Origin of the sequence: Chitinophaga pollutisoli (genome assembly GCF_038396755.1) — a bacterium.
Lineage (GTDB): Bacteria > Bacteroidota > Bacteroidia > Chitinophagales > Chitinophagaceae > Chitinophaga > Chitinophaga pollutisoli.
This window is the reverse complement of the sequence record NZ_CP149822.1, coordinates 469,488-493,319: the sequence shown is the minus strand read 5'-3', so window position 1 is coordinate 493,319 and position 23,832 is coordinate 469,488. Positions and strand designations below refer to the sequence as shown.

Annotated in this window: 18 protein-coding genes; 12 read left to right on the top strand and 6 right to left on the bottom strand. The window is 53.6% G+C overall.

The window, feature by feature from the left end:
* Positions 1–116: 116 nt before the first annotated feature.
* Together WJU16_RS02035 and WJU16_RS02030 are read left to right on the top strand one after the other, a co-directional pair.
* Positions 117–3,308 carry a SusC/RagA family TonB-linked outer membrane protein gene (locus WJU16_RS02035; protein ID WP_341836663.1) on the top strand — a complete coding sequence of 1,064 codons (3,192 nt, stop codon included), beginning with the start codon at positions 117–119 and terminating at the stop codon, positions 3,306–3,308.
* A gap of 3 nt (positions 3,309–3,311) precedes the next feature.
* Positions 3,312–4,730, top strand: coding sequence for a SusD/RagB family nutrient-binding outer membrane lipoprotein (locus WJU16_RS02030; RefSeq protein ID WP_341836662.1), 1,419 nt, complete (start codon positions 3,312–3,314; stop codon positions 4,728–4,730).
* A gap of 77 nt (positions 4,731–4,807) precedes the next feature.
* Here the strand turns inward: WJU16_RS02030 and WJU16_RS02025 are convergent, their stop codons facing one another.
* Positions 4,808–5,467 carry a DUF6766 family protein gene (locus WJU16_RS02025; RefSeq protein WP_341836661.1) on the bottom strand — a complete coding sequence of 220 codons (660 nt, stop codon included), beginning with the start codon at positions 5,465–5,467 and terminating at the stop codon, positions 4,808–4,810.
* Between the two features lie 241 nt (positions 5,468–5,708).
* Here WJU16_RS02025 and WJU16_RS02020 point away from each other — a divergent pair, with 241 nt between their 5' ends.
* The gene (locus tag WJU16_RS02020) at positions 5,709–6,086 is read left to right on the top strand and encodes a response regulator (RefSeq protein WP_341836660.1); all 378 of its coding nucleotides are present in this window, start codon (positions 5,709–5,711) and stop codon (positions 6,084–6,086) included.
* Between the two features lie 48 nt (positions 6,087–6,134).
* Positions 6,135–6,770, top strand: coding sequence for a hypothetical protein (locus WJU16_RS02015; RefSeq protein ID WP_341836659.1), 636 nt, complete (start codon positions 6,135–6,137; stop codon positions 6,768–6,770).
* Position 6,771: 1 nt separating this feature from the next.
* On the opposite strand, the gene WJU16_RS02010 is transcribed toward WJU16_RS02015, so the two are convergent.
* Positions 6,772–7,257: a nicotinamide-nucleotide amidohydrolase family protein gene (locus tag WJU16_RS02010; protein ID WP_341836658.1), complete on the bottom strand. Its 486-nt coding sequence runs from the start codon at positions 7,255–7,257 to the stop codon at positions 6,772–6,774.
* A 79-nt stretch (positions 7,258–7,336) separates the two neighbouring features.
* On the opposite strand from WJU16_RS02010, the gene WJU16_RS02005 reads away from it, so the two are divergent.
* Complete coding sequence (locus WJU16_RS02005) at positions 7,337–7,819, top strand: MepB family protein (RefSeq protein ID WP_341836657.1); 483 nt, start codon at positions 7,337–7,339, stop codon at positions 7,817–7,819.
* Between the two features lie 53 nt (positions 7,820–7,872).
* The gene (locus tag WJU16_RS02000; protein ID WP_341836656.1) at positions 7,873–9,057 is read left to right on the top strand and encodes an AbiH family protein; all 1,185 of its coding nucleotides are present in this window, start codon (positions 7,873–7,875) and stop codon (positions 9,055–9,057) included.
* Between the two features lie 45 nt (positions 9,058–9,102).
* On the opposite strand, the gene WJU16_RS01995 is transcribed toward WJU16_RS02000, so the two are convergent.
* From WJU16_RS01995 to WJU16_RS01980, 4 genes are all read right to left on the bottom strand, one after another.
* Positions 9,103–10,059, bottom strand: coding sequence for a sterol desaturase family protein (locus WJU16_RS01995; RefSeq protein ID WP_341836655.1), 957 nt, complete (start codon positions 10,057–10,059; stop codon positions 9,103–9,105).
* Positions 10,056–10,319: a hypothetical protein gene (locus WJU16_RS01990; protein ID WP_341836654.1), complete on the bottom strand. Its 264-nt coding sequence runs from the start codon at positions 10,317–10,319 to the stop codon at positions 10,056–10,058. Before WJU16_RS01990 ends, WJU16_RS01995 begins: the two co-directional genes overlap by 4 nt.
* Before the next feature lie 91 nt (positions 10,320–10,410).
* On the bottom strand, positions 10,411–12,804 hold the full coding sequence (locus WJU16_RS01985; protein ID WP_341836653.1) for a glycoside hydrolase family 31 protein: 2,394 nt from the start codon (positions 12,802–12,804) through the stop codon (positions 10,411–10,413).
* 277 nt (positions 12,805–13,081) lie between these two features.
* The gene (locus tag WJU16_RS01980) at positions 13,082–14,122 is read right to left on the bottom strand and encodes a YCF48-related protein (RefSeq protein ID WP_341836652.1); all 1,041 of its coding nucleotides are present in this window, start codon (positions 14,120–14,122) and stop codon (positions 13,082–13,084) included.
* 107 nt (positions 14,123–14,229) lie between these two features.
* On the opposite strand from WJU16_RS01980, the gene WJU16_RS01975 reads away from it, so the two are divergent.
* The 6 genes from WJU16_RS01975 to WJU16_RS01950 all read left to right on the top strand — a co-directional run bounded on the left by WJU16_RS01975 (position 14,230) and on the right by WJU16_RS01950 (position 21,341).
* Positions 14,230–17,355, top strand: a complete 3,126-nt coding sequence (locus WJU16_RS01975; protein WP_341836651.1) for a triple tyrosine motif-containing protein — start codon at positions 14,230–14,232, stop codon at positions 17,353–17,355.
* Between the two features lie 84 nt (positions 17,356–17,439).
* The gene (locus tag WJU16_RS01970; RefSeq protein ID WP_341836650.1) at positions 17,440–17,682 is read left to right on the top strand and encodes a response regulator transcription factor; all 243 of its coding nucleotides are present in this window, start codon (positions 17,440–17,442) and stop codon (positions 17,680–17,682) included.
* Complete coding sequence (locus tag WJU16_RS01965; RefSeq protein ID WP_341836649.1) at positions 17,679–18,068, top strand: response regulator transcription factor; 390 nt, start codon at positions 17,679–17,681, stop codon at positions 18,066–18,068. Before WJU16_RS01970 ends, WJU16_RS01965 begins: the two co-directional genes overlap by 4 nt.
* Before the next feature lie 145 nt (positions 18,069–18,213).
* A complete protein-coding gene (locus WJU16_RS01960) occupies positions 18,214–18,777 on the top strand; it encodes a sigma-70 family RNA polymerase sigma factor (protein WP_341836648.1) in 564 nt (187 codons plus the stop codon).
* Positions 18,778–18,843: 66 nt separating this feature from the next.
* Complete coding sequence (locus WJU16_RS01955; protein WP_341836647.1) at positions 18,844–19,923, top strand: FecR family protein; 1,080 nt, start codon at positions 18,844–18,846, stop codon at positions 19,921–19,923.
* A gap of 146 nt (positions 19,924–20,069) precedes the next feature.
* Positions 20,070–21,341 (top strand): TonB-dependent receptor plug domain-containing protein, encoded by a 1,272-nt coding sequence (locus WJU16_RS01950; protein ID WP_341836646.1) that lies wholly within the window; start codon positions 20,070–20,072, stop codon positions 21,339–21,341.
* The last annotated feature ends 2,491 nt before the right edge of the window (positions 21,342–23,832 follow it).

Sequence of the window (23,832 nt, the reverse complement as noted above, 5' to 3'; positions counted from 1 at the left end):
CCGCCTGTTCCCGGATCGGAAGGGCAATCGTTTCTTGCTGTGTCTAAACCTTCATTTTATCAACCTAAAAGACGCTTATGAAACGATTGCTATTCATGTTAATCCTCACTGGTATCATGCCAGCCCTATTCGGGCAGGATGCCGTGCGGAAAGGCGTGGTGCTTGATGAAACGGGAATGCCGCTCGAGCGGGTTTCCGTTCAGATCAAGGGTACCACCTCCGGTACCTTCACCGATGCCAAAGGAGAATTCACCCTCAAAGCGCAGGAAAGCGCAACCCTCGTTTTTACCATGGTAGGTTTCCTCCGCGCGGAAGCAGCCGCTTCGGCTGTGGGAGAAGGCTATACCATCCGCCTGCTGAAAGGCGAAGCGCAGCTTACCGAAGTGGTGGTAACGGCGCTCGGGGTAAACAGGACCCGCAACCAGATGCCCTATGCGGTGCAATCCATTAAAGGCGACGAGATCGCCAAAATCAGGACACCCAACTTCGTACAGGGCCTTTCCGGAAAGATCGCCGGGCTGAACGTGCAACAAGGCAACGCCATGGGCGGTTCCACCAACATCACGCTGCGCGGCATCCGTTCCATTACGGGCGATAACCAGGCGCTGTTTGTCGTAGACGGCGTGCCCTACGCCAACGCTTCCGGCACCCGGAACCTCGTTAACACCGCCAACTCCGCCCAGCGCCTGGGTGGCGGCGGGTACGACTACGGCAGCACCGCGGCCGACTTCAATGCCGACGACATCGAGACCGTTACTGTACTGAAAGGCGCCGCCGCCAGTGCGCTATACGGATCGCAGGGCGCCAACGGCGTGATCCTCATCACCACGAAAAAAGCTTCCCGCGGCATCGGCGTTACTGTCAACGCCGGCGGTTCGCTCGGGTATCTCGACAAAAGCACCTTCCCGAAATACCAACGGCTCTATGGCGCAGGTTATGATACATCCAAAACAGACGCTACCGGCTATTTCTACAGTGAAGACCTCGATGGTGACGGTACCCCCGATCTCATCGCGCCCATTCGGGACGACGCCTCCTACGGCCACCGCTTTGATCCCAATCTGATGGTGTACCAATGGGACGCCCTCGTGCCCGGAACCCCTAATTACCTGAAAAAAAGACCTTGGGTAGCGCCCACCAATTCGCCGGATAAATTCTTCCGCACCGGCTCAGCCACCAACTTCAGCGTATTCGCGGACGGAGCCAATGATAAAGGCACCTTCAAAGTCGGCATCACGCGCAACGACGAACAGGGCATCGTTGAAAACAGCCGGATTATCAAGAACCTGCTCAACTTCAACGCGACCCTGAACCTCACTTCCAAACTGTCTGTCACCGCCGCTGCCAACTATACCAATATCAAAGGCAAAGGCAGATGGGGGACGGGATACGATGGCGGAGAGGGTAAGAATATCATGACCAGTCTTCGCCAATGGTGGCAAACCAGCACCGACATCCTCGAACAGCGCGACGCTTATTTCCGCGACCGCCAGAACCGCACCTGGAACATGCGCGGCATCACCAACCCGCGGCCGCTTTATTGGGACAACCCGTACTGGACCATCTACGAAAATTACCAGGACGATTCCCGCAACCGCTTCTTCGGCAACATGGCCGTCAACTACAAACTCACGCCCTGGCTGAACGTGATGGGGCGTATCGCTCAGGACTACTACGATGAGCTGCAGGAAGAGCGCATCGCCACCGGAAGCCAGGGTATCGCCAAATACCTTCGGAGCAACCGCTGGTTCAAGGAAACGAACCTGGACCTGTTATTCAACGCCGATAAAGACATCGCCAATAAACTGAACCTGAAAGCGCTGCTCGGTACGAACGTCCGGAAGCAACGCATCGAGAATATTTCCGCGCAAACCAACGGCGGACTTGTTATCCCGAAACTCTATTCGCTCGCCAACTCCGCCAGCGCCCCCGCTTCTCCGCTGGAGTACCTGGGCAGAAGGGAAGTGCAGGGCGTGTTCGGTGGGGCAACCTTGTCGTACAACGATATGTTGTCGCTGGACATGACCCTTCGCCGCGACGTGTCTTCGACTTTGCCCAAAGGGAACAATTCCTATTTCTATCCCTCCGTTTCCGGCGGATTTACATTCAGCAAACTGTTGCCGGGAGCCACCTGGCTGAGCATCGGCAAGATAAAGGCAAACTACGCGCAGGTAGGCGCCGACGCCCCGATCTCGGCTATTCGCGATACCTATGTTCAGGAAGATATCTGGGGTAGTGTTGTGCAATTCGGCAGCCGCTCCACCAAAAACAACCAGAATCTGAAACCCGAGCGTACGGAAAGCCTGGAAGGCGGGATCGAGCTGGGTTTCCTGGACAACCGCATTGGGCTGGACCTGACGGCCTATTCTACCAAAACGATCGATCAGATCATTCCTATAGCTACTTCCGCTTCCACTGGTTACCTGACAAGATATATGAACGCCGGTGTTGTAGAAAACAAAGGGCTGGAAATCTCGCTGACGGGCAACCCTGTCCGCACCAGCAACTTCTCCTGGAATGTGACGGCGAACTGGTCGACCAACAAGAACCGCGTGGTGTCCCTGCCCGATGGCACGGATAACATCCAGTTGGGCAGCTTCCAGGGTGGTGTGACGATCAACGCGGCCGTGGGTCATCCTTTTGGCGTAGTGCGTGGTACCGATTACGTATATACGAACGGGCGGAGAACGGTGGATGAAGACGGATATTATCTGATCAGTCCTACCACCAACAACATCATCGCCGATCCCAACCCGGATTGGATTGCAGGTTTGAACAACCAGTTCCGCTACAAGAATGTTTCGCTGAGCTTTTTGCTGGATGTGAAACAAGGCGGCGAATTATTCAGCCTGGATATGTACTATGGTTTGTCGCAGGGGATGTATGAAGAAACTGCGCTGGTAAACGACCGTGGCGTGAACAGCCGCGAGCGCGTGGAGAACGGGGGCGGCACCATCGTGGAAGGCGTAACGGAAGACGGGAAGGAAAACACGAAGTATGTTTGGAACTATTACGGCCTGTACGGCGATTACAGCAATCCCAACAAAGGTTTTGTATACGATGCTTCTTATGTGAAGCTGCGCGAAGTGGTATTGGCTTATTCCCTGCCGAAGCCATTCATCGCGAAGATGGGCTTCATCAAGGGGATAGATCTTTCCTTCATCGGTCGTAACCTGTGGATCATCCACAAGAACATGCCGCACGCCGATCCGGAAGATACCCTCGGCTCCGGGAACCTCCAGGGCTACCAGAGCGGTTCGTATCCTACCACCCGCACTTTTACTTTTAACCTGAAAGCCAAATTCTAGTTCATGAAAAAGAAATTCCTCATCATATTGCTGGCTGGCGGCATCGCCTCCTGTACCAGTGACCTTTCCGGGTTGAACAACGACCTGAAAAGCCCGGAAGAAGTACCGCCAGGCACCCTGTTCGCCAACGCCACGCGCGAGCTTATGGATGTGAACGCCGGCGCCAACCAGTTCATCAACGTTTTCCGTGTAATTACGCAATACTGGCAGCAAACCACCTACAACGAAGAAAGCCAGTATAAGTTCGAGACCCGTTCCATTTCCGGGGCGTGGTGGCGTGACCATTACTATTACACCCTGCAGAACCTGAAAGCCTGCCGGGCCATGGTAGGGCTGGCTACTACCGATGAAACAGCAAAGAAAAACCAGCTGGCTATCATCGATATCCTTGAAGTGGTAACCTTCTATTACCTGGTGACCACTTTCGGTAACGTGCCTTACAGCGAATCGCTCAATGACGAAATCGCCTATCCGAAATACGATGACGCCAACACGATCTATACCGACCTGTTGCGCCGGATTACTGCGGATATCGCTGCGCTGGACGCTACCGGCGCCGGTTTTGGGGCTTCCGACCTGCTCTATGGCGGCAATGTGGCCGCCTGGAAGAAGTTCGCGGCATCCTTCAAACTGAAAATGGCAATGCTCATCGCCGACAGCGACGCCAACGCCGCCCGCACGGCCGCGCAGGACGCCATTGCCAGCGGCGTGTTTGCTTCGGCGGCGGATGAATGCCGGCTGGTGTTCCTTTCTTCTTCGCCTTATATGAATCCGGTGTATGAAGAACTTGTGGAAACAGGCCGGGCGGATTATGTTCCTAACCGCACGATCGTCGATAGTCTGAAAGCATTCAACGATCCCCGTATTTCACGGTATTTCCAGCCGATGGCGGATGGTAGTTATGCCGGCGCGCCTCCGGGCCCGCAGGCGGACTTCGACAGCTACTCCGGCATGGGCGAAATGCTGCAGGAACCCACGTTGCCGGGCTATCTCCTCGAGTATGGGGAAGTACGCCTGCTGATGGCCGAGGCCGCCCAGCGCGGATGGGCTACCGGCGGAACGGCGGCGGAACACTACAGGGCAGGCATCACCGCTTCCATGAAAACCTGGGGAGTGACCGATGCGGAAATCACCGATTATCTCGCGCAAGCGAAAGTGGCATACGATGCAGCCAACTGGAAAAAGTCGATCGGCATCCAGAAATGGTTCGCCTATTTCAACCGTGGGCACGACGGATGGACGGACGTCCGCCGCCTCGATTTCCCGTTGCTGCCTTTGCCGCAGGGTGCAGTGAGTGGATTTCCGAACCGGTATAAATTTCCCATCTCAGAACATAACGTTAACCGTAAAAACTACGAAAGCGCCGCGCAGGCGGTGGGCGGAGATCGTGTGGAAACGAAGCTCTGGTGGGATAAGAACTGATTTAATGATTTCTTTTCATCATAAGCATTATTTAGATTTTGGATGACAGCGACCGGAGATTTTTATCTCCGGTTTTTTTATTTCCCTGTTTCGGCATGCGGCGCGTCTACCGGCTTGGATTCCGGGGAACCGAACTGCCGCAGCCAGATGGAAAGAATAACGATAGCGGCTACCGACAGGAATTCGCTCTGCCAGTTCTGGAACGATTCGAACCAGAACTTGGGATTGGCAAGATAAGCGGCGGCGGATTCGGTGGGCAGGCCTTTGGCGGATTGTTCCAGGTTGAAGTGTCCACGGCTGCCCATGAAATGCAACCAGAAAGAGATGATAAACAGCCCGAAAAATGCGATTGACAATGAATGCCTGTACAACGCCAGCCAAATGCCTCCTTTCCTGACGGGCCAGGGCGCACCCGGAGACGGTTTCGGTTCGCGGTCCACTTCTTCCTTACCTTCCAGCTTTTTGGATTCCGCGGAACCCCATTGCCGGAGCTTCACCGTGAGCACGACGTACATGCCCATCTGGAGGAATTCGCTTTCCCAGTTCTCGAAAGTGGCCTCGAAAAAATGCGGGCTACCCAGGTAGGCGAACAATCCAACAGTGGGAAGTTGCAGGTCGTCCAGCTCACTGTTGAATTCCTGCCAGCCGGTGAGCGTTTGCGCGGCGAGGCAAATGAACAGCAGTAAAAGAAAGGTAATGCTTAGCCCGTTGCGGTAGAAGAAATGTTGTTTTTTCATATGATGGTTCCTCCGCGGGACTAGCGGCAAAAGCATGCCATGGCCTGTAGCGGCCCATATATAAGGATATCGTGCATAATTCGCCGCAAATTGTGGCGGGCTTCCACGGCAGTTTTCGATTTATCTGATGGCTGTTCGCGTAAATTTTACTATCTTCCGTATCCATCTGTTTTGAGCCGTTTAAATCAATAGAACCATATTGCCCACTAAATGATCCTGCATGAAGCCGAATTGTATTTGTATGCTTGTTGATGATGATGCGGATGACCAGGAAATTTTCGGCTACGCGCTGAAAGAATTGCAAACGCCGGTTACGTGCCTGTTTGCGAGGGACGGAAGGGAAGCGCTGGAGAAGCTGGCGGTCGCGGAGCCCAAACCCGATTACATTTTTCTTGACCTGAACATGGCGCCGATGGATGGGCGCGCCTGCCTGGAAGCGCTGAAAAGCGATGCAGGATTGCGCGATATCCCGGTTATCATCTACTCCACTTCTTCGGACCCGCGCACCCGCGAGGAAATGATGCGCCTGGGCGCCAGTGGTTACTGGGTGAAAGATGTGAGTGTCGCAAAGCTCTGCGGATGGCTTAAAAACCTGCTGGAAACGCCACAGGCTGTGTAATACTGAAAATTCCGGCATCATTTTTTCGCGAGAACCTAAAACAATGTTATGCTATTGGAAGACCCGGCGATAGAGGGGAATGAAGCCGTGCCCGACCAGGTGGCCGGCAATAAGACCAACGATTGCCAAATCGTTACACTGCCGACGAAAGAAGATGCAGAACAGCTCTTCCGCGAGTCGCTGGACAGGTTACTGGAAGTCAATAAATGGAAAGAAACGAGCGAAAAGCCATTAGCTGCGTTCCAGTTGTCGGATGCCGCTGGGCGGCCTGTGCAACGGAAAGCCGCTCCCGGTGATTATATCCGGATACGCCTGCCGGGCCCTGGAAACCCCTCGGGCGAAGGATTCGACTGGGTGGTAATTGAAGCCATCACAGAGCAGATGCATATCCGCAGCGATGCATTGACGGTTACGATGCGGGTGCGCCCTGCCCCGCAGCCGGAGAAACCCCGGCGCCAGGTGTCACATTTCTTTCGCCGTTACGCCACGAGCTCGTTTATGGTAAAATTGCAGGGGCGGACGGTAAGCGCCTGCGTGTTCGGCCGCAATGAAGTGCCGAACACGGAAGCGAAAGGAATACTGACGAAGTTGCGGAACCTGTTGGTTGCGGTAACCGCCATGCTGGGGTTTTCGCATTTTCAGTGGAAGAGCCTGGTGAAAGGGATTGTCGGAATCCGGAAGTAGTTTAGCGGGCGCGGGAGAGCGCCTGCACGAAGGTTTCCATGGTTTTTTGCACATACCACAGGCGAACGAGTTCCGGATCTTCGCCAGGAAGCTCCAGCATGAGGGTTTCTATAATCTTTTCTCCCCGCGCGATCGCGAACCAGGCAAATGTTTTCTGTTCCGACTCAGGAACGGGAGAGGCGTAGCCGGTGATGCCGATACCCCAGTCGGACCGGAACATCCAACAGGCGCCAACCGCCATTTGCTGCGCTACTTTAGCACTCACACAATTCACTTCCTGCGCGTGAACCGGCTCGATGAGCAGGTGCCGGCATTTCTGCCCGATGTTATACGCGGTGATCCCGCCCTGGAAGAAGCGCATGGCATTGGTGGCGCTGGCGAAGGCGGATTGCAGCATACCTGCCGTCACGCTTTCCGCGACGGCTACGGTGTGCCTGAGCTGGAGGAGTTTTTCGGCGGTGGCGTCGATGAGAAAAGTTGTATCCATATCGTGATCGCAGAAAATAGCATGCCAGTCATTCCCGGGGTTTCCGTAGTTTGTGTTGTTTTCAAAAGTAAATAGCCCCATGCCATCTTATTTTTACCGCTTAAACGATGCATTTTTAGCCCCTGCCGGTCTTCCGGTAACGCGTATCTCGCCCGATCCGGAAAGTACGGATTATGAGGGCCACATACTCGAATGCGGTGCCGTCCGTATCCAGTTCCGGAAAGCAAAGGTGACACCGAAGAAGGCGGGGCATTTTGTGGCGTTATGGAAACGCGGCGCGTCAGGTGAAACGCTCCCTTTCGATATTACGGATCCGTTTGATTATTATTTGATCGCGGTGGAGGAGGGGAGTTTCTTCTTCCCTAAATCCGCGCTTGGGAACAATGGCGTGTTGTCGGGAGCGGGGCACGAGGGGAAGAGGGGCTTCCGGTTGTATGCGCCTTCGGTGGCTCCGCCGAACCCGACGGCCAGGTGGGCGCAGGTGTGGCAGGCGGGGTACTTCTTACATTGGGATGTGACTGCTAATCAAATAAGTTTGCGTGAGTTGTTGAATCAGCGGTGATCTTCATTTAACTTCTGCCTTTTTTTTTATTTTCAACTATAGTTGTTTACGTTATGAATAGACTTGTACTTGTTGGAAATGGGTTCGATCTCGCGCATGGTATGCCGACGCGGTATAATGATTTTTTGTTGGGGTATTTAAAACGCGCTTTTAATAGTTCAGGACAAGGGAGTTTGTATCAAGATAGGCTCATGATGGTAACATCTCATGATTTTCAAAGCCAAGTTAGTGGTTTATTCGAGGGATTAAATACCACCGATGATCTAATCGAACATTGCTATAAAAATGGATTTCTGAACGCGTTAATGAATAATAAGGGTATACAAATTGGGTCAATTACAATTAAACCACTTATTCAAGTTTATATTCGATCAGACTTCTTTAGAATCTTGCTATCAAAGTGCAACGTTAATAATTGGGTTGAAATTGAAAATGAATACTACTTGCAACTTAAGAGAATTCTAAAGCTAGGAAATAAAGGTAATGTTCCAAAAGAATTGGAAGAGTTAAATACTTCGATGCATGGGATTATTGAAGCATTGAAAGTTTACTTGAGTGAATTGGACTGTGTCGGGAAAAATATGGATTTCACGAAAATTTTTGAAGGTGATATTGTTCTCGATGAGATGCCCTTGCTAAAGCAGGAATTTTCAATTTTGCCGAAGGAAACATTAATACTAAATTTTAACTATACATCCACGGTAGAAAGATATATTAGCGACCTGAAGAACGTGGAACTTGTCAAGGTTAAAATCAATAATATACATGGGACATTGAACGATATTGGAAATCCCATGATATTCGGATTTGGTGATGAAATCGATGAAGATTATCAATTATTGGAGAAAGCAAAAACTAAGGGTTTTTTTAAATACATCAAATCATTTTGGTACTTCAGAACAGAGAACTATCATAATTTAATTCGGTTTATAGAATCTGAGGAATTTCAAGTTGTTGTGTTAGGCCATTCATGTGGATTATCAGATAGAACAATGCTAAATTTAATTTTTGAGCATAAGAATTGTAAAGGAATTAAAATATACTATTACGCAAATGAACAAGGTGATAACTTCAATGAACTAACAGAGGAAATATCACGTCATTTCTCAAATAAAGCTGCATTAAGAGCAAAAGTATTGCCAAAACCGCTATGTGTTCCAATGCCCCAAATCAATGTGAAACAGTTGGAGGGAGCTAACATTGAATTAGAAGCCGCGGATGAAATCGAACCATCGTAGAAGGCGGGAAGCCTCTGCCTGTCCTCTCGGCCACGCGGCAAATAGTTATGGCTGGAGGAGCCAGCGCTGTACGGATTTTCTGATCCGGGTAAAGTAAAAAGTAAGCAGCGTTGCCGCTGATAAAATGCTCACATACACATACAAGTGCCGGAAATAGAACATGCACGCGAAGGCCAAGAGCATCACGCGGGCGTATTCGAGGTAGAAGAACCATTTCTTCTGTTCCAGTATGGCGCCTGTGTTCACGAGGCTCAGCAGCACGAAGAACACGGCGAAAACCCCCAGTCCCGCGGGCACCCAGGCCTCCAGCAGCGTCACCATGAACAGGATCGCAATACTGGTAAACGTCTGGATGACAATGTACACCCGCTGCCCCCGCGTTTGCTCCCGCGCATGCGCTTTTCGCAGCCAGCGTGCTTCCAGCTCACCGCGGATGCCGGGGTCGATGTCATCGGGCTTTCCGAAGATAACCTTCCACCTGGCTTTGAAGCCCCGCGCCCGCGCGAAGGCCGTGGCCAGTTCCAGTATGAAATGGAATTGCTGCCACAGGAAACTGTAACTCCCCAGCGGTTGGGTGAGGCCGTAGACCGGAGGCACTTCCTTCTTCTCTTCCACAAACGTTCCGAACATTTTGTCCCAGATGATGAGCACGTCGCCATAATTTTTATCGAGGTAGGCTTCGTTGGAAGAGTGGTGTACGCGATGGTGGCTCGGCGTCACCAGGAAATACTCCAGCCAGCCCAGCTTGCCGATCGTGCGGGTATGAATGAAAAAGGGGTACAGTCCATGCACGAGCAGGAGCGAAGTGATCATCGCCGGCGGAAACCCCGCCAGCGGCAACACCGCCCAGAACAGCGAGCGCGCCGCCGACTGGAAAACCGTAATCCGCGCCGATACCGTATAATTGAAATCCTCGCTCTGGTGATGGACCACATGCGCCGCCCATAGGATATTCACCTCGTGCGCCAACCGGTGATACCAGTACCACATGAAATCCGTCACAAAAAACAACAAAACCCAGGTGTACCACGCCGGCCGGATCTCCCAAATGGCGAAATTCCGGCAAATCCAATCCAAAAGAAGTAAAACAACCCCGTCACAAACACATCCAGCAACCGCTCCGCAATGCCGGTATTCAGGTTGGCGACGGATTCCGCAAAATGGAAATAATTGCGCCCGGTACGGCGGCTTACCAGGTACTCCAGGCCGATAAACAGCAGGAAACCGGCAATGGACAGGGCGATCCAATTGAGATGTTGCATAAGATTTGCCAATTAGTATGGTTGGTCTATATAAACAGTAGATAAATAAACACGAAAAAAGCGAAACGGCAAAATCCGTTTCGCTTCCTCGTTATCTGAGAATGATTTCTTCGAAATTACGGGGCAATTGTATTTCTACGATCGCCGCCTGCAGGGCTTCCGCCGGCAGCTCATGCGCCACACCGTCTACCATGCAGCTCGTAGGGCGGAAAGGCAGCCCGTGGATCTTCAGGCGATGGTGCCGGTAATCGGCTTCAAAACGGCCTACAAACTTCTTCTTCAGCCGGAAAAGCCCTGGTTCCGACGCCTGCTTGAACCGCACCAGGTTATATTGCCCGGTTTTGTACGCGTAATGATCGCCCGCGTCTTCGTACAGAATGCTATGGGTAATCCCCTCGCCAAAATACACCTGCAATATCATTTCCTCCACCTTGCGCTGGCCCACCCATTCCATATCGGGGTATTGGGGCACCACGGCGCCGGCTTTCACGAAAATGGGCATTTCTGAAAGCGGGGTAGGGATCGTTACGGCCTGTTTTCCGGCGTAACGCGCATCGTTGAAATAGTAATACCAATTCCCTTCGGGCAGGTACACCGATTTTTCCAGCATGCCCGCTTCGCTGACATGGCTGATCAAAATGCTGTCGCCCAGCAGGAACTCGTGGTTCAGGTCGTGCGTTTCGGGATCATCCTGCGCTACGAACGCGAGGGGCCGCAGCATAGGCGTGCCGTACGCCGCATATTGCCAGAAAGTAGTGTAGATGTAGGGGAGGAGGCGGTAACGAAGCTGGATGAACGATTTGACCACCGCTTCGTATTCCGGCCCGAAGCTCCAGGGCTCCTGGTCGAAGCCGGTATCGTTACTGGCCGAGTGGGTCCGCATCAGCGGGTGGAACGCTCCCAGCTGGATCCAGCGGGTATACAACTCGCCGGAAGGCTCGCCGATAAAGCCGCCGATGTCACTGCCGGCAAAAGATAGCCCGGATACGCTCAGCCGTTGGCATTGCACAGAAGCCAGCCACAAATGCTCCCAGGTGCTCATGTTATCGCCGGTCCAGACGCTGCTCCAGCGCTGCGTTCCCGAATAGGCGGAGCGCGTGATCACGAACGGTCGCCTCGGCATCAGGTGCTTCTTCAGCCCGGCCGCGGTAGCCTTGCTCATAAGGTGACCGTATACGTTATGCGCTTTTCGGTGGCTTACGTTCTCGCCGTCGTAATCGTGCCGCACGTCTTCCGGGAAGGTCCCCAGTTCAAACACGGCCGGTTCGTTCATATCATTCCACACACCCCGTACGCCATAGGCCGTCAGGTCCTGGAATAGCCCTGCCCACCAATCGCGCACTTTGGGATCGGTGAAATCCGGGAATGCGCACTTGCCGGGCCATACGTCGCCTTCCATGAGGGCGCCGTCCGCCCGCTTGCAGGCGTAGCCTTTCTGCACCAGCTCCTGGTAAATGGGATAATCCGGATCCACTTTGATGCCCGGGTCGATGATCACGACGGTTTTAAAGCCGTCGTCGGACAGGTCTTTCAGTAGCTTTTTCGGATCAGGGAATCCGTCGGGGCTCCAGGTGAAGCAGCGGAAGCCGTCCATATAGTCGATGTCGAGGTAGAGCGCGTCGCATGGGATGCCGCGCTGGCGGAATTCCTTGCCGATCTCGCGGACGCGGGAATCGGGGAAATAGCTCCACCGGCATTGATGATAGCCCAGGGCCCAGAGGGGCGGCAATTCCGCCGTGCCGGTGATGCGGGCGTAGGATTCGGCGACTTTGAGCAGTTCAGGCCCGTAAATGAAGTAATAGTTCATTTCGCCGCCGCGCGCCCAGAAACTGGATGCGTCTTCACGCTCGCTGCCGAAGTCGAACAGCGTGCGGAAGGTATTGTCGAAGAAAATGCCGTATCCGATGCCATTGTGCAATCCGTAATAGAACGGGATATTCCGGTAGAGGGGGTCGGTATCCTTAGCGTAACCGTAGGCGTCCGTCCCGAAGTTTTCCACGCGTTTGCCGCGGAGATTCAGGTCGGTGGGCTTGTCGCCCAGCCCGTAAAACGCTTCCCCTTCCTGGATAAGCTTTGTGCAATACACGATTTTCCCGCCTTTCTGGAGGTAATACTGCCAGTGGAAGCCCGTTTCATCCTGGTTGATGATCCGGCCTTCGGTGTCGGTGATTGTGATCCGGAGGTTTTCCCGGGCCACAAACACCCTGATGGCGGTGGTGTAGATTTCGAAGGACTCCTGCCATTCGCGGATATCGAAGTTTTCGGGGGATTCTTCCAGCTTTTCGCTGAGCGCGTAGGAGAAATCCCGCTGAAACTGACCGTCGGCCGCATACCGGAACCGGACGATCTTATCGGATATCACCCTGATTTCCAGGATCGTGGCGGAGGTATAAAAGTAGAAATAGTTGCCTTCCTTTTTCCAGGACTGAATTGTGTCTGGGTAATGTTTGACCGAGTATTTACCCGAAGATGTTGCCACTTGCATCGTGCCGATCTGTTTCTTTTACTGATAAATGCCGCGGCCGCTCAGGCGGGCCGCATTCCATCTAAATTAATTAAAAATTGCTTTTTCCCTGCATTAAACAGGGCATTTCCCGCTTTTACAAAAAAATCCCTGTATTGGCGAGATTGTCCGGTGATATTGCAGTGGGATAGTTTAACTTGTAGTAAATGTACTTTTTGCTTTAACCTATTGTTCCGGTTGTGATACAATAAGCGTATTGTAACAGGGCGTCCTTTCCAGGGCGCCCTTTGCATACCGGCTACATCCCCCTTAATACGGCGATCCTGCCGTTGGCTCCTGCCAGGTATACCGCTTTACCGTGTTTCGCCTTCCGCACTGCGTGATATCCCTCGCCCGGGAGCGCCTGCCACGTCTGGCCGCCGTCGGCCGACCAGTCGGTGCCTGCCGGGCCGGTGCAAATCAGCGTTTTTTTATCGATATATTCGACTGCGGACCGGTACCCCCTGGGTGGCGCCTGCACGGGTTGCCAGCTGAGCCCGCCGTCGGCCGTGATGAGGCAGTTGCCTTTGACCACTTCGGGCTTGAGGTAATCGCCGCCTACGGCAATGCCTTGTTTATCAGTGATAAATGCGAAGGAGAAGATGCCGGTGGACGATTGCCCCTGCGTGGCCGGCCACTCCGTTGCGCGCCATTTGCGCCCTTGCAAGCGGTAGAACCGGCTATGGGTACCCCCGGTCGCGAAAGCCGGCTGGCCGCCCGGGAGCGCGCGCAAAGTGGTGCCGCTCGCCGCGAAAATGGCTTCCGCCGAATCGGCGGCGGGCATGGGCAGGTTGTACCAGGTTTTGCCGCCGTCGGGTGTTACCAGCCCTTTGAAGCTGCCGCCCAGCGGGTCGCCGGCGATATATCCCTTGCGGTCGCCGAAAAAGTCCATCGCGTCAAGGAATATAGCGGAATCGGCGTTGAAATAGACCTGTTCCCAGTTTTTGCCGCCGTCTTCCGTCAACATCACCTTCGCCGGGGAAGCGATCCCCATGAGGATGGCCCTGTTGCCGGAGAACCCCTCCACATCCCGGAAATCCACGGAATCGCAACCGGGGATGGTGAACCAGGTCCAGGTTTTACCCCCGTCAGCCGTGCGCCCCGCCTTGCCCTGGGTGCCTGAAACCCACGCCACGCTGTCGTTCACCACGCTCAAACCGCGGATGCTCCCGATTGGCGCGGTCACCAGCACTTCGATCTTCGGATCCCGGGGCGCTTCCGCCAAAGCCGGAACCTGGGCGGAAAGGGAGCGGCTAAACGTCATCATGATGGCTAAGGCGGCCAACGTTCGGAATTTCATACAATCTGCTTTTCCGGCAATAATAATGAAGAAAAATGCAAATTCGTTACAAAGTGCAAGCGAGAATTATATATTTGCAAACCTCCTAAGACATATTCAATAACCCGATGCGATTAATTTATCAGACCGGCATCCTTATATTCTGCACTATCCTGGCAAACCTGACTTCTGCTTCCGCCCAGGAGCGCAGCTATAATTTCGATGCCTATAGCGTCGATAATGGTCTTTCCCAGAACAGCATCGGCAGCATCATCCAGGGGCCGGAAGGCTTTCTCTGGATCTCCACATTCGACGGCGTCAACCGGTTCGACGGCTATGTGTTCAACGAATTCCGTACCAATCCCGCGCAGGAACGCCCCGAAAAGCTCACCGAGCGCGTCGTATACCCTTCGTCCGCTTTCCTCGGCAGGGCCGTGGTGAAAAGTTTCGGGCTCCACGGCACCAGGAACCACCTTTTCTACCTCGACCAGCACGACCGGCTGTTGATCGCTCACAACGCCGGTATCAGCCTTTACAATAGCTATAAGGGGAATTTCACGCTCGTATTCGCCGATAGCATGTACGTCAACGAAGCGGAGCGCGACTTCCTGCACAAGTTCAAAATCCTCGGCGAAGACCCCGCCACGCAAACGCTCTGGGTATGGCGCCCCGCCAAAGGACTATACCAGCTGAACAGCAATACCTTCGAACTGAAGAAAATCATCCATTATCCCCCGGCATACGCCAAAGCCAATAAAATCCCCCAGGCGGTGGTCATGCAGGATAATTACATCTGGCTCTGTTTCGACGACGAACAGCTCTACAGGATGGACGTCCATACCGCCCGCCTCACCACTTACTGCCTGCCCACCCTGAGTGGCAAGCCCGCCATCCGTCCCCTGAACAACGATTCCCTGCTGGTAGTCAGCAATGGCCACATCACGATATTCGACACCAAGCGCAACCGATACTCCGATACGAAGTTTTCCATCCTTAACGAACTGCAGGAGCCATTCCTGCCCTCGGCCATCGAGCTTGACGAACGCGGCAACGCCTGGATCGGCGGGAACAACGGCGTGCTCGTGTATAGTATCGACAACCACGAGATTGTCAATCATATTACTAGTTTCAACGCGTTCGAAACCAATTCTTTCAACAAAATCGTGGCGCTTTACCGCGACCGCGGCAATAACATGTGGATCGGGACCGACGGCGACGGGCTCAAGAAATTCGCGCCCAACAAAAAGGTGTTCAGCCTCTACCGATCGCCGCGTATTTCCCATAACATCGTCAAATCCGTATACAAGCACGACGACGGCCGCCTTTATGTAGGGTTGCTGCAAGACGGGCTGGATATCTACGAAAAAGGAGGGAAGTACCTCAAACGCATTTCCAACGAAGACGCGCCCGGCCGTTTTCCTGCCAACAACCTCCACGCCATCTGCCGCGAAGATTACGAGAGCCTGTGGTTCCACTTCGTTAAAGGGGCCATCGGGCTGTTCGACGTCAAAACCGAGCGCTTCCAGGACCTGACGCCGAAAGTGCGCGCCCTCGGCCTGCCGGATCAGCGCGTGATCTATCCTTTTGTGAACAAGCGGCCGAACGGCGAAACGTATTTCAATTACGGTGAGTATCTCCTGAAATTCAGCAGCGCCGACAAGGGCATGACCGCCGCGATCGTTCACCGGTTCGATAGCGAGCAGCTGACCTGTTTCTTCGAAGATTTCTGGGGGAATCAATACGTGGGTACCAAATCCTCCGTCTACTGCCGGAAATCGGATGGGGTGAAGTGGGAAAAGATCAACCTGTGGATTAAGGACGTGGAGATCAAATCCATCAACAAAAACGCGCACAAACAGCTGCTGCTGGCCACTAACAAAGGATTGCTCGTGCTGGACGAAGCCAACCGCAAACTGAAGCATTATAATAGTTACGACTACCCCGGCATGGTGAGCGATTACGTTTACGCCGTTTTGCTCGACGATAAAGACAATATGTGGATCAGCCACAACCGCGGGCTGACGCACATCCGGCAGAACGGTGACAACCTCGTGACCTACAATTTCGAAGACGGGTTGCAGAGCAATGAATTCAATACGGGTGCTTATTTCAAATCGATGGACGGCGAGCTGTTTTTCGGCGGCATCCGCGGGGTGACGGGCTTCTATCCCCGCAACTTCCGCAACAATCCCTGGGTGCCCAAAACCATCATCAAGCGTTTGGAGGTACTGGATAAGCCGTACCTGTCCGACACGGTGATTTCCCTGATGAAGCAGGTAGAGCTGCCGTACAACCAGAATACGATCGCCATCGAATATGTGCCGCTGGAATTCACCAACCCGTTGAAAAACAAGGTGCAGTACATGCTGGAAGGGGCGGATGAAGACTGGCTGATGGCGGGCAATCAGAGCATGGCGCGGTATACCAACCTCGCGCCGGGCACGTACTTGTTTAAGGTAAAAGCCTGCAATAACGATGAAGTGTGGAATACGGAGCCGACGACTTTGCAGATCGTGATTAAAATTCCATTCTGGCAGTCGCTGTGGTTCCGGTTTTTGCTTTTACTACTCGTTTTAGGAATAGCATATTATTTCTCCGCGCTGTATCTTGATTACAAGATCCGGAATGAGAAGCTGAAGCTGGAGAAGGAACAGGCGGTGGACCAGGAGCGGGCGCGCATTTCAAGCGATATGCACGACGATCTGGGGTCGGGGCTGTCGACCATCCGGTTGCTCAGCGAGATCGCGAAGCGAAAAATTAAGGATTCGGGGCAAACGAAGGAGATTGAAAGGATTTCCGAAGCGGCGGGGGAGCTGGTGGACAAGATGAGCGAGATCATCTGGGCCATGAACTCTTCCAACGATTCGCTGGCTAACCTCATCGCGTATATGCGGAGTTTTGCGGCTGATTTCCTGGAGCATGCGCACATCCAGCACCATTTTATCATCCCGGAAAGCATTCCCAATGTGAAGCTGAGCGGCGGCACCCGGCGGCACATTTACCTGGCCGTGAAGGAATCGCTGCACAACGTCGTGAAACATTCGCAGGCCACGGAAGTGATCATTGAAGTGAAAGTGTTTAAAAATATGACGATCATGATCAAGGACAACGGGAAGGGTTTTGACCCCGAGAAGGTGCGCCTGTTCGGCAACGGACTGAAGAATATCGAGAAGCGCATGCAGCAGGTGGGCGGGCAGGCCGACATCATTTCCCAAAACGGAACGACAGTTTTCTTAGATATACCATTAAATTAATCTACATTTACTTTTTATAACATTTTGGTGTTATGACTTTAAAACGAAATGATGGTATATTCGAAAAAAAAGCTACAAAATAGCATGGATATCATCTCTGTGGCTATTGTTGAAGACAATCACGATATCAGGTCGGCCATGGAGTTATTGATCAATGGTTCTGAAGGATATGCGTGCATTGGCGCTTTTAACAATGCGGAAAATGCGCTTGAAAAGATTCCTCAGTTGTTACCCAATGTGGTGTTGATGGATTTTAATTTGCCGGGCATGAACGGCATCGAATGCATCACCCGGCTGAAGGGGAGTACCCCGATATGCAATTCATGATGCTGACTGTATATGAAGACGACGATAAGATCTTCATGGCCCTGGAAGCGGGCGCCAGTGGTTACATCCTGAAGAAGACATCGCCCGGAGAATTGCTTGATGCCATCCGGGACCTCCACGAGGGAGGATCTCCCATGAGCTCGCAGATCGCCAGGAGGGTGGTGGCTTACTTCCAGAAGCAAGCCAAGCCGAATCCCGCCCTGGAAGCGCTGACTTCCCGCGAGAAGGAAATCCTCGACCAGCTTTCCAAAGGCTTCCTGTACAAGGAAATAGCCGGAAACCTCTTTATCAGTATCGAAACCGTACGCCGCCACGTCCATAATATTTATGAAAAGCTGCATGTTCGCAGCAGGACGGACGCGGTCAACAAATATTTTAACCGTTAAAGGTTGACTATTGCCATTTTTGAAGGGCCCCCTGCACCAGGGGGCCCTTTTTCTTATCCAGCACAAAAAGCATTACGGAATGACACGATAGTATTAGGAAAAAATCCACTATTGTCTTACATTCATATCCTATTTCCCCCTCTGTTTGAGCGCATTAGACCACGATATGGATTGGATCCGGATGAAAAGCGGCGACCTCTCCGCGTTTGAACGCATCTATCGTGCGCATGTCAGGCCCATGATGCGCTATGGCCTCAAAATCACCGACGATCCCGCCCTGGTTCAGGATTGTATTCAGGATTTATTCGAGGAAATATGGAACACCCGCCAGCACCTTTCCGACACGCCTTACCCGAAATTTTACCTCCTCCGCGCCCTGCGCAATAAACTATCGCGCCAGTTATCGAAACAATCTTTCATCCGCAACGGGGAACTGAACCTCGCATCGGGCGAGCTCCTGTCTGGCTACGTGGAACTGGATATCGTGGCCCGCGAAACAGAAACCCACAACCGCCAAACCCTCCGCGAACTGCTCGACGGACTTCCCCGCCGCCAGCAGGAAGCCATACATCTCCGTTTTTACCATAATATCCCCTACGAGAACATCGCCGAGATGATGGATATGAATTACCAGTCGGTCCTCAATCTCGTTCAGCGCGCCCTCAAATCCCTCCGCAAGGGGTTTTCCCTGAAATCTCCCCGCACGTAAAAAATATTTTACCGAAAGTGAGTATCCCGCGCCGGAAATCGCCATTACTGGATATACACGCTCCGCATGGAATCACAAGAAGATAAACTGGAAGCGCTTTTGCTCGACAACCGCTTTGTGGACTGGGTGTTTGACCCTGGAAGCAGGTATGCGTCGTATTGGGAAGCCTGGGCTGCGGAAAGTGCCGAAAACGCCGCCGCCGTGGCCAGTGCCCGTGCGATGGTAATGGAGATCGGGGTGGAAGAGGAGTTTGATGGCGAGGAAATGTCGGAAGATAATGTAGATGCACTCTTTGGAAGGATACGCGAAGGTATCGGCGCGGAAGAGAAGATAGCCCGCATATGGCCCCTGCGCTGGATCGCCGTCGCCGCGTCCATCGCTTTGCTGCTCGCCGCCGGCGGATGGATGCTTTTCCGGAACAGCGAATCGCCTTCGAAGCAGATGGCCGCACATTCTGCGGAACGCCATTCCCCGGAAGTGGTCCGTTTTAACGGCAACTCCGGCAGCCAGGCGCTGTTTTTACCCGACGGGTCGAAGGTGGTGCTGGGCAAAGGTGCGCGCATTGCATACAGTTTATTGATGGATGGTGGCAAAAGGGAAGTGAAATTGAGCGGTGAAGCGTTTTTTGATGTGGTCCCCAACCCGCAGCAGCCCTTTTATATATATACCGAAAAAATGGTGGTGAAGGTGCTGGGCACCAGCTTCATGGTGAAGGCTTCCGGCAAAGAGGAATCCGTAGCCGTGAACACCGGGAAGGTTTCGGTGTACCTGAAAGGGCAGGACCTCGAGCAATCCGCCGCCAGCATCGTGATGCCCCGGCAGGTCTGCCGCTACGAAGCCAGCCTGCAGGAACTGGTGACGGAAAATTACCTGGGCGCCTTCGAACATGCGACCGAACTGGAAAAACTGAAACTCCTCACATTCGAGGAAGCGCCCGTGGCCGACGTGCTCCGCGCACTCGAAACACATTACGCCATCCCCATCAAATTCGATCCCGCAACATTTAAAGATTGCTATATAACGCTGACGCTTGGAAATGAAAGCCTTGAAGAGATATTGAAAGTTATCACCAGGACTATTGACGCTTCGTATACCTTGAGCACTTACGGCATATTCGTCGAAGGAGGCGGATGCCACGAACAATGAAATAGATTATAAACCACAAATTAACAAAGACAACCAAAACGAACGCATGCGGCTGACCGGAGCAGTCCTGCCCGTCTGTGCCCTGCAGCTGAATCCCCTGCGGGCCCGTCATGCACCTTTAATTACTCGCTAAATCGTTTAATGTTATGAAAGAGAGCTATTCCACATCGAGGATGCGCGCATGCCTGTTGGGCTTGCTTGCCATCGCCACCGCCTTGCCGGAAACGGCGGCAGGGTCGGGCAGGGAACAGGGCGTGCTGGACAGGAAGCTGACCCTGTCTGTAGAGCACGAAGCCTTCCGCGGCGTACTGGAGAAAATCAGCCGCAAGGCCGATGTCAAATTCTCCTATACCCGCAATACACTTCCAGAAAAAGAAAAAGTAACCTTCAAGGCGAAAGACGAGGCGCTGTCGAAAGTATTCGACGAGCTGTTTCAGCCTTACAATATCAACTACGAAGCCATCGGCAGCCAGATCGTGCTGAAACGGCAACGTATCGGCGCCATGGCTGGCGGTATGGATGAAATGGATGAAACCATCGCGTCCATGGCGTTCAAGCAGGTGACCGGCGTTATCCGCGACGCGGCTACCAACGCTTCCATCCCCGGGGTGACAGTAATGGTGAGGGGAACAGCGAAAGGCACAACTTCCAACGCGGAAGGTCGTTTTTCGCTGGAAGCCAACGAAGGCGATGTGCTCGTGTTTTCGGCCATCGGCTTCAAGGCGAAAGATATCACCGTGGGCGCGGAGAATGCGTACACTATTTTGCTGGAAACCGATGAACAAGGGCTCGGCGAAGTAGTGGTAACGGCCCTCGGCGTGAAGCGTTCGCCGCGTTCGCTCGGTTATGCCGTGCAGAATGTGAAAGGCAACGAGATCACCATCGCCCAGGCGCCCAATATCGCGCAAGGCCTGCAAGGTAAGGTGGCCGGCCTCCAGATCAGCTCCGCCTCCGGAGGCGTGGAAGGCGGCTCCTCCCGCGTGGTGGTGCGCGGCAACACCACGCTCACTGGCGACAACCGCGCCATGATCGTGGTCGACGGCGTGCCCATTAACAACGATCCCATCAACTCCAATGGCAACAACAGCGGCGGCGGCGGCCTGGGCCTGAAACCCGGGTCAGACATTTCCAGTTATAACGACTGGGGCACAGGCCTCAACTTCATTAACCCCGAAGATATCGAAAGCGTTACCGTGCTGAAAGGCCCCGCTGCAGCGGCGCTCTACGGCGCACGCGGCGGCAACGGCGTGATCATGGTTACCCGAAAAAAGGCACCCAGCGCAAGGGGCTTGGCGTGGATTATTCCTTCTCCCACCGCAAAACGCAGGTGTACGAATTCCTGGATTTCCAAAACGACTTCGGCTCGGGGCTCGTTGGTTCATTATGGACCGCCGACCAGCAAAAGCAATTTCCCGTAACCGGCGCCGGCAAACGCTACCAGATCGGTACCTATTCCGGAACATATGCCGCGGGCGACTATAAAACCGGCGCGTATGGCATGCTGCCTTACGACAACAGCACCCAGGCCTGGGACCTTTTTTCGTTCCCCAGCGGCCTTTCCTGGGGGCCTAAATTCGATAACCAGCCGATTCTGTGGTACGACGGCGTAGAGCGCCCATACTCGGCACAACCCAACAACTGGAAGGATTTTCTGCCCGACGGATATGTGAACCAGCATAACGTATCGCTTTCCGGCGGCGGGGATTATGGTACCGTCCGCCTGTCGTACACCCGCGACGACAGCAAGGCCAATATTCCCAATTCCAAATACAACACCAACACCTTCAACCTCGGTTCCAGCATCAAGGTGAGCAAGATGCTGACGGCGGATGTGACGGCCAGCTACATCAGCTATTACCGCCTGAATACGCCTCCTGTAGGCTCCGGCAGCTACCTGGCGGGGATGAGCTATGCGGCCACCCGCGATTACCGTTCCGACGTGGAGAAGATGAACAACTTCACGCCCCAGGGCGCACGCCGCGACGTGACCAACTCCAGTAACTTCCCTGCGCTGGGGACCCGCGGTTATCCTTACTATTCCTATATGGCAAATGCCTGGTGGAATATCGAGAAGAACAACACCGAACTGCGCCGCAACCAATTGCTCGGCGGTATCAAACTGACGGCGGAGCTGACCGACTGGCTGACGTTAACCGGCCAGGGCAGCGTCGACAACTCCAGCGATGGCATCGAGGTCCGCGAGTATCCGAAAAATATCCAGGGTACGGACGGTGCGTATAAAGAAGCCAATTCCCGCAACCTCAGCCGCAACCTCACCGCCATGCTGCGCTTGCATAAACAAGGGTTATGGCACCCTGATTTCAATGCCAGCCTGACGGGCGGCGTGGAGCAATACTACCGGAACGACTACACGGTGAGCGCGGCTACCAAAGGCCAGTTCCTGTCGCCATTCGTATTCGCGCTGAAGAACGGTTCCGAACAGCCGGACCCTTCGCAGGAGGTGCGTTTTACAAGGAAGCTGAATTCCGGCTTCGGGTTCCTGGATCTTTCTTACCGCAATTACCTCTACCTGCAGGTGACGGCGCGTAACGACTGGTCGTCGACACTCGACAGGGAGCATAACTCCTATTTCTATCCTTCCGTAAACCTCAGTTATGTATTCTCCGACGGCATCAGCGCCATCCGGGAATCCATGCCCTGGCTGAGTTTTGGCAAACTGAGCCTGTCGTACGCGGAAACCGGCAGCGACACGGATCCGGCTTCTATTTTCAATCTTTTGGCGGTTAACAATATAAACGGACAGGCTTCGCAGACTTACCGTCCGGAGCTGAAGCTGCCCGACGTTAGGCCGCAACGGAGCCGCCAGTACGAAGCGGGATTGCAGCTGGGTTTCCTGGAAAACAGGCTGAACGTGGAATTGACAGCATACACGATGAAGACGTATGACCAGATTCTGACGGGCACCATTCCGCAGTCGTCCGGCTTTACATCCGTGGTGCTGAACCGTGGGTCGATGGGCAACAAGGGGCTCGAATTCGTGATCAACGCAACGCCGGTGAGTACGAAGGACTTCAGCTGGACTGTCGGCATTAACGGCGCGCATAATTCGAATAGGATCCTCGACCTCGATGAAGGCGTGGACAATCTGCCGATTGGTAATTTCTTCGGTGGGAGCGGCGTTTCCACCCGATTGAAGGTGGGAGAGAAGTATGGCACGATATACGGGAAGGATTTCACGTACCTGAATGGACAGAAAGTAGTAAAGGGAGCAGTGAATCCCCAATCGCAGCTGCCCCTTACCTACACGGTAAACGGCACCACCTACAACGCCGGTACGCAATGGGTGCTCACACCTTCGGAAGTGCCCATCGGCAACGCTACGCCGTGGATGACGGGAGGTATTTCCAACACGTTCCGGTATAAGAATTTCTCGTTGTATGTACTGGCCGATGCGAAACTCGGCGGCGATACCTACTTCGGCACTTACGCGGCGGCGATGGGTAACGGCCTGTTGCAGGAAACCGTAAAAGAGCGCAACGGCGGCGGTAAACCGCTGGTATATCCTGACGGAACGCAATCCAACACCGGTATCGTTTTCGATGGGGTGTTCGCAGACGGGAAAGTGAATACCGACGTGGTGGCGGCTCCCTGGTATTACCTGATGACGTATACATCCTGGAACCACCTGGGCGTTCCGCGTTCCGCTTCCGTATTCGAGAATTCGTGGATGAAGCTGCGTGAAACGGCGCTGACTTACCAACTGCCACAGAGCGTGGTCCGCAAAACGAGGGTGTTCCAGAACCTGAGCCTGTCTTTGATCGGCCGCGATCTGTTCTACATTTTTACCACCATTCCCAAAGGGCTTAACCCTGAAGGCGTAAACGGTATTGGCAATCAGCAGGGTATCGAATACTCTTCCATGCCGCGGATCCGTTCCTTCGGTTTCAC